The sequence below is a fragment of the Erythrobacter aurantius genome, assembly GCF_023823125.1.
GTDB classification, from domain to species: domain Bacteria; phylum Pseudomonadota; class Alphaproteobacteria; order Sphingomonadales; family Sphingomonadaceae; genus Erythrobacter; species Erythrobacter aurantius.
The window spans coordinates 3,105,074-3,116,419 of sequence record NZ_CP090949.1 but is presented as its reverse complement, the minus strand read 5'-3'; the positions used below and the strand labels follow the sequence as shown (position 1 = coordinate 3,116,419).

The following is an 11,346-nucleotide window of genomic DNA, read 5'->3' as shown; positions in this document are numbered from 1 at the left end:
ATGGCCCGCAAAGCAATTGCCGAGGCCGTCAAATGGGCGGCTCCGGGACTTGCAGGCATGGGCAAGGGGCACCGCACCAGCTGCAAGCCTGATGAAGACAGTATCACCATGGCTGTCGAAGCGGCACGGCTGTGTCTCGCTGCTGCTCCCGATCGAGCGCCGGAACTCCTGCAATTCGCGAGCACCACCGCGCCTTTTGCCGACCGTTCGAATTCGGTGCTCGCAAGCGAGGCGCTCGGTCTTGACTCGGATCTGCGGTGCCTCGATCTGGGTGGATCGCTCGGAGCAGGGCTTGCAGGACTGATTAACGCGCTTTCGCATGGCGAACCTGCGCTTACGGTAGCCGCCGACCGGCGCGCGACCAGGCCCGGTTCGGCAGCCGAAATGCAGCTCGGCCATGGGGCCGCCGCAGTCGCGACCGGAAGCGAGGATGTGATCGCACAATGCCTCGCTACGGCGACCTCTGCAGAAGACTTCATTGACCATTACCGCTCGGCCGAAGCCGAGTTTGACTACGCCGCGGAGGAGCGCTGGATCAGGGATGAGGGGCAGTCCAAGGTTCTTCCCCAAGCCATCGGTGGTGTCATCGCAAAGGCCGGCAAGGACGCCGCCAGCATCGACCGGATCGTATTTGCTGGCATCGGTGCAGCTGCATCTCGGCAGGTCCTCAAGCAATGCGGCCTCGATGAAACGCGGCTGGTCGATCCGCTCGACAGCGTCTGCGGGAACACCGGCACCGCGCACCCGCTGCTGTTGCTGGCTCACACGCTTGAGCAAGCTGCGCCCGGGGAAGTGATCCTTGTCGCGAACTTTGCGCAAGGTGCGCAGTGCCTCTTGCTCGAAACGACCGAGGCGATTGCTGCCTTCGCCAGTGTCAATCCGATCTCCGACCAGATCGCCAATGGCCGCGAGGATGGCAATTATCTCCGCTTCCTGTCGTTCAACGATCAGGTGGAGATGGATTGGGGCATCCGCGCCGAGCGCGACAATCGCACCTCGCTCTCGGCCTTCAACCGCCATCGCAAGACGGTAACCGGGTTCGTTGGCGGGAAATGTTCGGCCTGTGGGACGCGCCAGTTTCCCAAGGGGCCAGCCTGCGTGAACCCCGAGTGCCGCAGCTTTGGAACGCTTGAGGACGAACCCTTCCGCGACAAGATCGGGCTCATCCGCTCCTTCACCGAGGACTGGCTCGCGATCTCGCCCAATCCGCCGCTGATCTACGGCAATGTCGGCTTCGATGACGGCGGAGTCATCATGATGGAATTCACCGATTTCGAGCCGGGCGAACTGACTGTCGGCATGCCCGTCCGCTTCGTGTTCCGCATCAAGGACAAGGACCCCAAGCGGGGCTTTCGCCGGTATTTCTGGAAAGCGGCCCCGGTCGCAGCGAGCGAGGCAAACTGATGGCGCAAGGTATTCGCGACAAGGTCGTCATTCTCGGAATGGGATGCTCGCGCTTTGGCGAGCGGTGGGAATCGAGCGCTGAGGATCTGCTGGCAGAGTCGTTTCAGGAGGCGATTGCCGACGCGGGTATCGACCGCGACCAGATTGAGGCAGCGTGGTTCGGGCTGTCTATGGACGAGCAGAACCTCGGCAAGTCGGGCCTTTCCGCCTCGCAAAGCCTGCGCCTGCCCAATATCCCGGTGACGCGCGTCGAGAACCTGTGTGCGACCGGTTCCGAAACTTTGCGCGGTGCGGTCTATGCGGTGGCATCGGGGGCGGTCGATGTCGCTATGGCGATAGGCGTCGAGAAGCTCAAGGACACCGGTTACGGCGGCCTCCCAGAACGCAGCAAGGGCACGTTCAACGATCTGTGGCAGCCGAGCGCAACTGCACCCGGCTCCTTCGCGCAGTTCGCCAGTGCCTATTCGACCCAGCATGGCGTCGCGATGGACACGCTCAAGGAAGCGATGGCGCATATCTCGTGGAAGAGCCATGAGAACGGATCGAAGAATCCCAAGGCGCATTTGCGGCGGCAGATCAGCAAAGACGCAGTGCTCAAGGCGCCGATGGTCGCCTATCCGCTCGGACTGTTCGATTGCTGCGGGGTCAGCGACGGCTCCGCCTGCGCGATTGTCACCACGCCGGAAATGGCGGCGAAACTGGGCAAGACCGGCGAGCTTATCGCGATCAAGGCCTCTCAGGTTTCGGTCAGCAACGGCATGGAGATGACCCACGGTTCATGGGACGGCAGCTTTGCTCACACCACCCGTGTTGCGGTCGCGCGCGCCTATCACGAGGCGGGGATCACCGACCCGGTGAAGGAACTCGCCATGGTCGAGGTCCATGACTGCTTCTCGATCACGGAACTTGTCACGATGGAGGACCTTGGCCTGTCCAAACCGGGCGAGGGCTATCGCGATGTGCTCGCCGGAAAGTTCGACGCCGATGGTGAGGTCGCTTGCAATATCGATGGTGGCTTGAAGTGTTTCGGTCACCCGATCGGGGCTTCGGGTCTGCGCATGGTCTATGAATGCTATCAACAGCTGCGCGGCACTGCGGGTGATCGCCAGTTGACACGGCCCAAGAAGGCGCTCGCGCACAATCTCGGCGGCTTTCCCAATTTCAATGTCTGCGCGGTGACCGTGCTGGGTCAGCTCGGCAGCTGATCCGTGCCCGCGCGCTCTTCCCCCGCGATCTCAGAAAGGCTCTCCAGTGCAAAATCCCGCATCACTTTCAGGCAAGGTCATCATCGTCACCGGCGCGGCGCAGGGTATTGGCAAAGCCTTGTCCGACCACGCGCTTGCGATGGGGGCGTCGATTGCCGCGGTCGATCTGATGGCTGACACATTGAAGCAAAGCTTTGCCGACGCGCCGAGTGACCGGGTTCGGACCTTCGCGGGCGATGTAACCGACGATGATTTTGTCGCCCATGTCGTCGAGCAGACCGACCGAGAGCTTGGAGGGCTGCACGGGCTCCTCAACAATGCTGGCATCGTGCGCGCGGCGATGATTACTGATATGACCTCTGCGCAGTGGCAGTCGGTGATCGACGTTAATCTCACCGGCGCATTCAAATGTTTGCAGGCGGTCGGGCGCCATCTGGTGCAAAAAGCCAAGGCGGGCGATACGAACCCCGGTTCGATCGTCAATGTCTCCTCCGACGCCGGACGGCGCGGGACTTTCGGCCAGATCAACTACGGCGCGGCCAAAGCAGGGGTGCTGGGCCTCACCATGAGCGCTGCGCGCGAGTGGGGGCGGTTCAACATCAATGTGAACAGCGTGTGCTATGGCCTCGTCGAAACGGCGATGACTGAAACGATCCGGCAAGAGAAGTTTCGCGGACGCTATCTTGAGAGCATCCCGCTCAATCGCTTCTCGACCCCCGAAGACGTCGCGCCTGCGACCTGCTTCCTGCTCTCGGATGCCGCGTCCTACATCACCGGGCAGCATCTCGCCATTGATGGCGGGTTTCATATCACAGCCTGAAATCGCTTATCCGCGCCGGAGCCAGTTTGTGCCCGTGCGGGACCACGGATTGTCGCCTGTATCGGCGGGAAGGGCGAGCAGGACGGTGCAGGCCGTCGCCACAAGGTCCTCAACCCGCGCCTCGATCTCAATGGTCGCAGCAGGGCCGCATTCCTCGCTGCCTAGCTTGGCAATCTTGCCACGGATGGTGAGATCAGAAGCCGGAAAGATCGAGTTGATCATCAGGAACTTCATGCGCGCGGTGCGACACATCGGGCCTGCCCAGTCTTGCAGATAGCGCTCGAATAGAGCTGCCTGGAACTGCGTATTGGCAAAGATGTCGCGCTGTTTGGCTGTTTCCCGAGCGTAGTTATGGTCATGGTGGAGCGGCGAATAGTCGCGGCTCGCGAGCGCGCCAGCAACGATCTGCGTTGCCGAGATGGTGAGGCGCAATTCGGGCAATGTGTCGCCTACTGCGAGATCGGCGAAGATCACGCTCATGCGGCGGTATCCTTCGCAAAACCGAAAAAGACATAGCTCTCGACCCCCGCAACTTCGCCAAGGGTATCGAGATATTCCATCTCGACCGTCCAGAACCGGCCTGTGCCGAGGCGCGTGGTCTTTATCGGGCCGACTTCGCGCATGATCTGGCGGGTGTGGAACTGGTCGCCAAATTCAGCTGCTGCGTAAAAACTGGTGGTGTAGGATACCGCCACAGAGGCCTCATAGCCGAGCAGGTCCTTGAGATCGAAATGTGCCTGCAAAGCCTTCTCTGAGACAGGGCGACCCGGTTCCCACAAATCGGGCCGTCCCCAAGCCGGGAGCATAGACGGCGGTGCAAAGGCTGCGCCGAGCAGAGCTTTCGATTGATCTGCGTCCCACCAAGCCGGATTGGCATTCCCCGCGGCTGCACACATCGCCCGGACATTCCCGGTATTGACGGTGACACGCGGTGCGGCTTCGTATTGCGGCACTCCGATGAGCGCAGCAATCTCAGGTGGCAGCGCGTCGTCGCTCATCTCAATCCAGTATCGCCGCGGCAATCTCGGCGCGCAGGCTCGCAGGAGTGCCGTGGTTCAGCTCGTGGTGCTTGGAGCGCCGGTAGTAGAGCTGCGGCTCGCCTTCTGTCGCATAGCCGAGGCCGCCATGAACCTGCACCGCTACAGTAGCGGTGCGGCGGAATGTCCTAGTGGCAGCTACCTTGGCCATCTGGGCGAGCCTTGTGCAGGGACGCCCCTCATCCTTGGCCCAAGCAGCCTGATAGGTGAGATAACGCGCGGCTTCGAGCTCTGTCGCGCATTCGGCGAGCGGGTGCGAAATTGCCTGAAATGCAGAAATCAGACGGCCGAACTGTTGGCGCTCGTTCGCGTAGTTGCAGGTGATCGCAAGCACGCTGTCGGCAGCGCCGACGGCTTCAGCCGCGGTGGCGATCAGGACATCTTCGAAGCGGCTGTCTTGCATCGGGTACTGTGTTGCCGCGATCACAAGCGCGTCGGACACAGGAACCGCATCGAAGCTAACCTGAAACACGGGCTGCGAGGCATGATTGACCTGAGGCGCAATCTGCACGCCTTCTGCAGCTCTCGGAACAAGAACCCAGCAATGCCCCTCTGAGCACTCTGCATGAACGAGGAAGGCGTCTGCGATCCCTGCAAAGGGGACAAGCGATTTGGTGGCATGCAGCCGGCCATTGGCGAAGCGTGCGGTGGTGCCTGCTCCGGCAGGGCCGAGGTCGTTTTCGATCCAGGCAGGCACCACGATCGCCTCGCCCTGGGCAATGGCCGGGAGCCATTCGCGCGCCATTTCGCCGCCAGCGGATCCAAGGATTGCAGCCGCATGGACGCAACTCGCCATGAACGGCGACGAGGCGAGTTTTCGTCCAAACTCCTCAAACAGGATAGCCAGTTCGAGAGAGCCCAGTTCAGCACCGCTATGGCTTTCGTCGATACGCAGACCGCACAGGCCCGCTTCACCCAGCGCGTGCCAGAACGCGCGGTTAAAGCCATTGTCCTGCTTTTCGAGCGCGCGGACCATGCAGGAATCGAACGAGGCATCGCAAATGCGCCGAGTGGTCTCGCGCAGCAGGTCCTGTTCTTCGGTGAAATCGAGATCCATTGCTACGCGTCCGTCACAAGTCCGAGGCCGCGTCGGGCCACGATGTTCTTTTGCACTTCGCTCGATCCTCCTCCAATCGTGTCCACCACGGTCGCGCGGTCCGACAGCTCCCATCGACCCTCGAACGGTGCACCAGGCGCCTCGTGGCTCAACAGACCGAGCGGGCCCAGGCAGTCCATTCCGAAGTTCGCGATACGGCGGCCAAGCGCAGTGCTGTAGAATTTGTACATCGCTGCTTCGACGGTGGGCACTTCGCCCTTGCTGGCCTTGGCGATGACGCGGCGCTGGAGCATTGTCGCCATCTCGACCTCGATAGCGAAACCAGCGATCTGATCGCGCACTACGGGGTCCTTCGAAAGCGGGATGCCGTTGCTGTGGACCAGCTTTGCGAGCTCTACCAATGCCTCGAATTTCAACAGCAGAGGGCCGACGGTGTAGAGCGAGAACCGCTCGTAATCGAGCGCCTCGCAGACATAACGCCAGCCGGCGTTTTCCTCTCCGACGAGGAATTCGGCCGGCACCCGGACATTGTCGAAGAACACTTCGTTCGTCCGGTGATCGCCCATGGTTTTGATCTCGCGCACGGTCAGACCGGGATGATCCATCGGCACGATAAACACGCTGATACCCTTGTGCTTGGGCACTTCGGTATCGGTCCGCGCGGCGACCCAGTACCAGTCGGCGAAATGGGCAGAAGTGGTCCACATCTTCTGCCCGTTGAGCACCCACTCATCGCCATCGCGTTCAGCCCTGAGCCGCAGCGAGGCAAGGTCTGAGCCTGCCGACGGTTCCGAATAGCCGAGCGCAAATTCGATGTCGGCAGCGAGGATCTGCGGGAGGAAACGGCGCTTCAATGCCTCATTGCCATGCGCGATGAGGGTCTTGCCGATGCAGCCCACGCCCTTGCCAATAATAGGCGCGCCATCGCTCGAAAGCTGTTCGTTGAGGAGGTAGTCATAGACGCCGGGCATCTCGCGGCCGCCAAACTCCTTGTCCCACGACATGCCGATATAGCCTGCCTCGGCGAGCCGCTTCATGAAGGCGCGGCGTTCAGGCGAGTCGACCAGCCAGGAATCGGTTTCGCGCCATGGGGCGAAGATTATGTCGGCGTCGGGTCGGCACTTTTCCTTGGCAAGGAAGCCGCGAAAATCTTCGAGGAACGCCTCTTCTTCAGGAGCGAATGCGAAGTTCATGTCGCCTGCTCCTCCATCAGCTCAACCGCATTGCCATCGGCATCGCCGACTATGGCAACTTGAACGCCCGGGCGCAGTTCGCGGGTCGGGACAATGGTGCGAAAGCCCTTTTCCTCGATCTGTGCGATAACGTCTGCAAGGCCGGTTACCTTGATGGCGATATAGCGGATGCCGGTTGAACCACTGAAGAAGCCGCTGTTGTCCACCTCTTGTGCTGCCTGCTCGGGAACCATCAGTCGCAGCACGCTCGCGCCTGCTGCGAGCCGATGGATCGTGCCGACCCCGGGAATTGAGACTTCACCGCTCTTGGGCAGGCCCAGAATGCCGCAATAAAAGCCGAGCTGTGCCTCAAGCGCATTGGTAACTAGACCCACGTCGAGCGCGGGACCGGCGAGGCAGGACTGCGCGCTCATTCGGCAGCCTGCGGCATTGAAGCAAGTTTCTTGGCGATCGTTTCGGGATCAAGTCCGCGATGGCCCCAAAGGTCACCCTCGACGAACTGGTTTGCCGACCACGTCTCGTCCACCAGCCTGCCGTCATACCCAACCTCGACCTCGAAGCCGAAGGGGCTGCGCATATAGAAAGACAGCATCTGGTCATTGGCATGGCGGCCCAATGTCGAGGTAATCGTGATGCCTGCCTCGTTCACCCGCTCATGCGCTTGCAGCACCATGTCGATATCGGTCACTTCGAGCATCAGATGATGGATGCCGATTGCCTGACCAACCTTGAGCAGGCCAACCGAATGATGGCGCGCATTGCAGCGGTAGAAGTTTGCGACATTGCCGCCGCCGAAGTGGATGTAGTCGGTCAGTTCAAACCCAAGCACGCGGGTGTAGAAGTCCTGTGCTTCTTCGAGTTTACCCGCAGTGAGCAGGTTCACATGCCCGGCGCCGAGCGAGCCAGCGAGAAACTTCATGTCCTTGGGGGACACAAACTTGCGGTCGATGACCGGGCCATAGAACAGCTCGATCGCGTTGCCGCAGGGGTCACTCGTATATGCGATCCCGGTCACCGACCGCGCGGCGGCCTGTTCGGCGCTGCCAATGGTTGCGCTGTGGCCCGCCGCATTGAGGCGTTCGACCTGCGCTTCGAGGTCGATCTGGTCCTCGACTTCGAGCCCCATGTAGAGCAGCCCGCGATTGCTTACGTGCGGATGGACCGCGATGCGCCACTGCCAGTCGTCCATCTTCAGATAGACACTGCCATCCTCGCCCACGCCGCTGCCCGCGCTCTTTGGCCCGGAATCGGGGATCATCGGGATACCCCAGTCTTCCCCGGCGCAGGCGCGCGCGGGCATCAGGCCGAGGATTTCAGTTGCATATTCCAGCCAGACCGCCGGGTCGGGTGCGGCGAAACCGAGATATCCTAAACTACGAACGGCCATGGTATAGTCTCCTTCGCGCAGAGGCGCGTGGTCATTTGGCGATTGTCAGCGGCAGGTGATCGAAGCCTGACAGGAACTCCCCGTAGGCACGGGTGCAGTTTGCGAAGTCGACCTGATAATCTCCTGAGATTTTGAAGAATTCTTCGAGGAGAATGGTGCCGGTCATGGTGGCAAGATGCATGCCGAGGCACATGTGGCCGCCGACACCAAAGGTCAGGTCGCGCTTGTAGCTGCGGTGAATATCGAACTCTGCCGCGTGCTCGAATTCAGCTTCGTCGCGGTTGGCCGAGGCATAGACCATCATCAGGTTCTGACCGGCCTTGATCGGTGTGCCGCGCAGATCGAAATCGTTGATCGCACGGCGGCAAAGGATGTTGGTCGGCTGATCCACCCGCGCTGCTTCGAAAAACAGCTTGGGCACAAGGCTGAGGTCAGCCAGCACTTGCGCCTTTTGTTCGGGATGCTTGGCAAGGTGATAGACCGCAGCCGCGCAGGTATTGGGCGTAGTCCCCGATCCGACGGTCAGGAACACGACCATCAGGTTGACGAGGTCCTGATCCTCCATGCGTTTGCCGTCGACTTCGGCGGCCATGTATTTGGCGACATGCCCGCCTGCCTTCTCGGTGTCGGCGCGAAGGGATTGCACATAGCCGTGGAGTTGGCCGAACAGTTCCATCCCCGCAGCTTGATTGCGCTGCGACGAAGTGCCGATCTGCCCCGGTTCGCGGTGCATGGTCTCGTCGATCAGCCGCCGCCACTCGATTGAGTTCTCGCGCGAAAGCCCAAGGTTATGGCCCGCGTTGATGGCGAGCACCGGGTTCACATACTCGCGATAAAAGTCGAAACTCCCGCGTTCCTGGAGCGGGGCGAGGATCTCGCGAGCGAGCGTAGTGATGCGCTCGCGATCCTGCTCGACCGTGCTTTTCTTGTAGTCGGCATGGATGACATTGCGCCACTTGCGGTGCTCGCTGAGGTCCATGCTGACAAAGCAATGCGGCACCGGCTCGCCCAACAGCACATTGGTGAGCGGCTGTCCGGCGGTAAAGGTGATGTCTTGTTCGTGCTTGGTGCTGACCTGCCAGATATCCTCGAAATGGACGAGCGCCCATGCGTTGTATTTCTCGACGAAATAGGGGCCATCGCGCAGTCGGAGCTGTTCGTAGATCGCGCGCGGATCGCGCATGGCTTCGTCTGAAAATGGATCGTAATCCAGCAACTTGGATACCTTCCCTTGGGGCTATCCTCAGGCGATTTTGCAGGCCTGTGCTGCCTGTCTTCGCCTCTACTTCGATGCTTGAAACGATAAGGTCAGCCTCTTCTCATGAGATACTCGCATTCGCGCACAGGCGGTGAAAGCGAGCCAAAACTTACGTTCTGACGGACCGGTTTGGGCTAGTTCTCCATCTGGCAGGAGAGGTAGGGCGTCGATGGGCAATTCAAATCATAACTATGTGACAATGGTGGTCGAAGGCCTGGCTGTGGACGCAGACGAGGGCACTTTGATCATTGCGCTGGATCGCCCGGATAAGCGCAATGCGATCACATATGAGATGTATGAAGCGATCAACCGCATGCTCGAAACGGCTCGCGATGACGAGGCCGTGCGCGCGGTAGTGCTTACGGGCAAAGGCTCGATCTTTACCGCGGGGCACGACGTCAGCGGTTTTGCACGCGGGCTTTCGATGAAGCCCGAAGAAAAGCCATCGTTTCGCTTCATGCAGCTACTGTCGACCTTCCCCAAGCCCCTGATTGGAGCGGTAAATGGAGATGCGATCGGCATCGGCGCAACGATGCTGTTCCATTGCGACTTCGTCTATCTTGCAAGCACTGCGAAACTCAAATTTCCCTTTATGGAAATGGGTCTGATCCCCGAGTTCGGAACGACATTCCTTGGTCCGCAGCTGTTTGGTCACAGCACGGCGATGGAGTTGGTTCTGATTGATGGCGGGTGTTCGGCACAGGAGGCTGTTGACCTGCGCATCGCAAATTCCACTCATCTGCCTGACGATTTGATCGGGCATGCTCTTGGCGTGGGTCGCACGATTGCCAGCCGCTCGCCGGAAGCCGTGCGCGAGACAAAGCGGCTGATGAAAGAGCCGCATGCGCACAGGTCAAAAGGCGCCATCGACGCTGAGGCTCACGCCTTTCACGATCTCCTACAGACCGATTATGTCAAAGCCTTTCTCGCGCGGCGCAGCGGCGCGAAATAGTCACTTCGACAAATAGTTAAGCGCCATGCGGGTCAGTTCGTCGATGAACTGCTGCTCGGTGATATTGGTCGGGTTCTTGTCGAGATAGCACTCGATGCTGTGGATGGTCGCCCGCTCGATCAGCAGCAGCGAGGTCTTGAGGTCCTGCACTTTCAGTTCATGCTGATGCTGTTCAAGGAACGCCAGATTGGTCGAATGCGTGTGGATCTCGATCGCCAGATTCTGCGTGTAATCCTTCAGCTCTGGCACCTCGTCGAGGATGCGGAACAAGACGAAGTCGTTTTCCTTATAGACCTCGACCAGCACAGTCATGATCTGTCGCAGGGCAGGTTCAAGCGGGACGTCCATCAGGTCCCTCAACATGCCGCGCACACGCACTGCGGCATTGGTCACCGTCTCTTCGATCAATGTGCGAACAATCGCCTGCTTGTTGGGGAAATATTGGTAAAGCGAGCCCACGCTCACCCCAGCGGTTTCGGCGATGCGATTGGTGGTGGCGGCCTTGTAGCCGTCCTTGACGATGATCTGCTGAGTCGCCTGCACAATCGCTTCCGCAGTAGCGAGCGCCCTTTGCTGCTTGGGGCTCTTGCGTCGCGTAACGTCGTCGACGGCTTTCGATTGGCTTGCCATGTGACTTGTGCCTCTCATCCCTCGGTTCGCCCATCCTTTTCCTGAAACTGGATGGCAGGCGAGTTTATTGTGAGCCGTCTCAAATCTAGTGTCGGGCCTATGACAACATATATGATCGGCACGCTCTCCGTCAAAGACTGGGATTGGTATCGCGAATACCGTGCCATTACCGAACCGCTGATCGCCGAATATGGCGGCACCTATCTGACCAAGGGGGGAGATCCCGCGGCGCTGGAAGGTGATCAGCCTTGCGATGCGGTTGTTGTGGTTTCCTTTCCCGATCGCGCGACGCTTCAGAAATGGTATGATGATCCGCGCTATGCGCCTGCCCGAGCTCTGCGGCAGGACAGCGGCGTTGCGACCTCCTTGTGGATGGTAGACGGCGTGCCTCTGACGACCTGAA

General features: G+C 60.3%; 13 protein-coding genes. 5 read left to right on the top strand and 8 right to left on the bottom strand.

Annotation, left to right across the window (positions count from 1 at the left end; all coding sequences use genetic code 11):
• The 3 genes from L1K66_RS14865 to L1K66_RS14855 are packed head-to-tail and all read left to right on the top strand — an operon-like array spanning position 1 to position 3,429.
• Positions 1-1,404: a 3-oxoacyl-[acyl-carrier-protein] synthase III C-terminal domain-containing protein gene (locus L1K66_RS14865; RefSeq protein WP_252258572.1), complete on the top strand. Its 1,404-nt coding sequence runs from the start codon at positions 1-3 to the stop codon at positions 1,402-1,404.
• The gene (locus tag L1K66_RS14860) at positions 1,404-2,609 is read left to right on the top strand and encodes an acetyl-CoA acetyltransferase (protein ID WP_252258571.1); all 1,206 of its coding nucleotides are present in this window, start codon (positions 1,404-1,406) and stop codon (positions 2,607-2,609) included. The genes L1K66_RS14865 and L1K66_RS14860 overlap by 1 nt, the downstream gene beginning before the upstream one ends.
• A gap of 46 nt (positions 2,610-2,655) precedes the next feature.
• Complete coding sequence (locus L1K66_RS14855; protein ID WP_252258570.1) at positions 2,656-3,429, top strand: SDR family NAD(P)-dependent oxidoreductase; 774 nt, start codon at positions 2,656-2,658, stop codon at positions 3,427-3,429.
• Between the two features lie 6 nt (positions 3,430-3,435).
• Here the strand turns inward: L1K66_RS14855 and L1K66_RS14850 are convergent, their stop codons facing one another.
• The 7 genes from L1K66_RS14850 to L1K66_RS14820 are packed head-to-tail and all read right to left on the bottom strand — an operon-like array spanning position 3,436 to position 9,319.
• Positions 3,436-3,909 (bottom strand): hotdog family protein, encoded by a 474-nt coding sequence (locus L1K66_RS14850; protein WP_252258569.1) that lies wholly within the window; start codon positions 3,907-3,909, stop codon positions 3,436-3,438.
• Positions 3,906-4,427: an FAS1-like dehydratase domain-containing protein gene (locus L1K66_RS14845; RefSeq protein ID WP_252258568.1), complete on the bottom strand. Its 522-nt coding sequence runs from the start codon at positions 4,425-4,427 to the stop codon at positions 3,906-3,908. Before L1K66_RS14845 ends, L1K66_RS14850 begins: the two co-directional genes overlap by 4 nt.
• Position 4,428: 1 nt before the next feature.
• A complete protein-coding gene (locus L1K66_RS14840; RefSeq protein WP_252258567.1) occupies positions 4,429-5,523 on the bottom strand; it encodes an acyl-CoA dehydrogenase family protein in 1,095 nt (364 codons plus the stop codon).
• Between the two features lie 2 nt (positions 5,524-5,525).
• Positions 5,526-6,716: an acyl-CoA dehydrogenase family protein gene (locus L1K66_RS14835; protein ID WP_252258566.1), complete on the bottom strand. Its 1,191-nt coding sequence runs from the start codon at positions 6,714-6,716 to the stop codon at positions 5,526-5,528.
• Positions 6,713-7,129 carry a VOC family protein gene (locus tag L1K66_RS14830; RefSeq protein WP_252258565.1) on the bottom strand — a complete coding sequence of 139 codons (417 nt, stop codon included), beginning with the start codon at positions 7,127-7,129 and terminating at the stop codon, positions 6,713-6,715. The genes L1K66_RS14835 and L1K66_RS14830 overlap by 4 nt, the downstream gene beginning before the upstream one ends.
• A complete protein-coding gene (locus L1K66_RS14825) occupies positions 7,126-8,103 on the bottom strand; it encodes a VOC family protein (protein WP_252258564.1) in 978 nt (325 codons plus the stop codon). The genes L1K66_RS14830 and L1K66_RS14825 overlap by 4 nt, the downstream gene beginning before the upstream one ends.
• Before the next feature lie 31 nt (positions 8,104-8,134).
• On the bottom strand, positions 8,135-9,319 hold the full coding sequence (locus L1K66_RS14820; protein ID WP_252258563.1) for a cytochrome P450: 1,185 nt from the start codon (positions 9,317-9,319) through the stop codon (positions 8,135-8,137).
• A gap of 133 nt (positions 9,320-9,452) precedes the next feature.
• On the opposite strand from L1K66_RS14820, the gene L1K66_RS14815 reads away from it, so the two are divergent.
• The gene (locus tag L1K66_RS14815) at positions 9,453-10,313 is read left to right on the top strand and encodes an enoyl-CoA hydratase-related protein (protein ID WP_252258562.1); all 861 of its coding nucleotides are present in this window, start codon (positions 9,453-9,455) and stop codon (positions 10,311-10,313) included.
• Here the strand turns inward: L1K66_RS14815 and L1K66_RS14810 are convergent, their stop codons facing one another.
• Entirely contained in the window at positions 10,314-10,943 is a 630-nt protein-coding gene (locus L1K66_RS14810; protein ID WP_252258561.1) for a TetR/AcrR family transcriptional regulator, read from the bottom strand.
• Positions 10,944-11,042: 99 nt separating this feature from the next.
• On the opposite strand from L1K66_RS14810, the gene L1K66_RS14805 reads away from it, so the two are divergent.
• Complete coding sequence (locus L1K66_RS14805; RefSeq protein ID WP_252258560.1) at positions 11,043-11,345, top strand: DUF1330 domain-containing protein; 303 nt, start codon at positions 11,043-11,045, stop codon at positions 11,343-11,345.
• Position 11,346: the final 1 nt, after the last annotated feature.

Coding starts and splice junctions, on each gene's coding strand:
- L1K66_RS14865 (WP_252258572.1), top strand. CDS start 1: ATGGCCCGCAAAGCAATTGCCGAGGCCGTCAAATGGGCGGCTCCGGGA.
- L1K66_RS14860 (WP_252258571.1), top strand. CDS start 1,404: ATGGCGCAAGGTATTCGCGACAAGGTCGTCATTCTCGGAATGGGATGC.
- L1K66_RS14850 (WP_252258569.1), bottom strand. CDS start 3,909: ATGAGCGTGATCTTCGCCGATCTCGCAGTAGGCGACACATTGCCCGAA.
- L1K66_RS14845 (WP_252258568.1), bottom strand. CDS start 4,427: ATGAGCGACGACGCGCTGCCACCTGAGATTGCTGCGCTCATCGGAGTG.
- L1K66_RS14840 (WP_252258567.1), bottom strand. CDS start 5,523: ATGGATCTCGATTTCACCGAAGAACAGGACCTGCTGCGCGAGACCACT.
- L1K66_RS14835 (WP_252258566.1), bottom strand. CDS start 6,716: ATGAACTTCGCATTCGCTCCTGAAGAAGAGGCGTTCCTCGAAGATTTT.
- L1K66_RS14830 (WP_252258565.1), bottom strand. CDS start 7,129: ATGAGCGCGCAGTCCTGCCTCGCCGGTCCCGCGCTCGACGTGGGTCTA.
- L1K66_RS14825 (WP_252258564.1), bottom strand. CDS start 8,103: ATGGCCGTTCGTAGTTTAGGATATCTCGGTTTCGCCGCACCCGACCCG.
- L1K66_RS14810 (WP_252258561.1), bottom strand. CDS start 10,943: ATGGCAAGCCAATCGAAAGCCGTCGACGACGTTACGCGACGCAAGAGC.
- L1K66_RS14805 (WP_252258560.1), top strand. CDS start 11,043: ATGACAACATATATGATCGGCACGCTCTCCGTCAAAGACTGGGATTGG.